General features: G+C 48.9%; 1 protein-coding gene. It reads left to right on the top strand.

What is annotated here, in order from left to right:
• A partial coding sequence (locus tag Q7P41_RS11575) for a UDP-N-acetylglucosamine 4,6-dehydratase family protein (protein ID WP_303884422.1) occupies positions 1–1,107 on the top strand: 1,107 nt, incomplete at both ends.

Genomic DNA, 1,107 nt, shown 5'->3' with positions numbered 1-1,107 from the left:
TTTTAATCGCAATTCCTTCCGGTGATGGCCGCCTTGTACGGCGAATTGTGGATTTGTCTCAAAAAGCAGGGGTTTCCTATAGAATTATACCGGGGATTTACCAAGTTCTTTCCGGAGCCGTCTCCATTTCGCAAATACGAAATGTAGATATAGAAGACTTGCTGGGGAGGGAACCTGTAAAACTCGACATTGACGCCATATCGAAATATCTAAGGGGCAAACGCATCCTTGTGACGGGGGCGGGAGGATCCATAGGATCTGAGATCGTCAGACAGGTTGCGCGTTTCAGCCCTGAATTTATGGTTCTTCTTGGAAGGGGCGAAAACAGCTTATTTGAGCTTGAACTTGAGATCAAAACTTCATTTCCGGGCTTGAAATACGAGCTTGTCATTGCCGACGTCCAAAATCGTCAAAAACTTGAGCGGGTCTTCAAGAAATTTCGACCTCAAGTAGTGTTTCACGCTGCAGCACATAAACACGTTCCCATGATGGAAGTAAATGTTGACCAGGCCATAATAAACAACGTAGGCGGCACCCGCAACGTAGCAGAACTGGCCCTAGAATGGGGCGTCGAGCACTTCGTCAACATCTCGACGGACAAGGCCGTTAACCCAACATCCGTCATGGGAGCTTCTAAGCGCATCGCCGAGATGGTCGTGCGCAACATCGCTTCAAAGGCAAAGCCGGGGCAGACCTTCGTATCGGTGAGATTTGGGAATGTCTTGGGGAGCCGAGGCAGCGTAATTCCCATATTTAAGCGCCAGATAGCAGGAGGTGGGCCAGTAACCGTGACACACCCCGAGATGAAGCGCTACTTCATGACGATCCCAGAGGCCGCGCAGCTCGTTTTGGAAGCCGCGGCATTGCCCTATAACGGAAAAGTTTACGTCCTAGATATGGGTGAGCCGGTTATGATAAAAAACTTGGCGGAAGACCTCATTAAGCTATCTGGATTTACGCCCTATGAAGATATAGATATCATATACACCGGACTAAGACCTGGCGAAAAACTTTTCGAGGAATTGCTTACCGCCGAGGAGGGTACCATACCGTCGCCCCATGAGAAGATCTTTATTGCGAATCAAAACGGCATTGACGAAAGCTTTT

Source organism: Acetomicrobium mobile (assembly GCF_937920065.1).
This window is presented reverse-complemented; position numbering and strand designations above follow the sequence as displayed.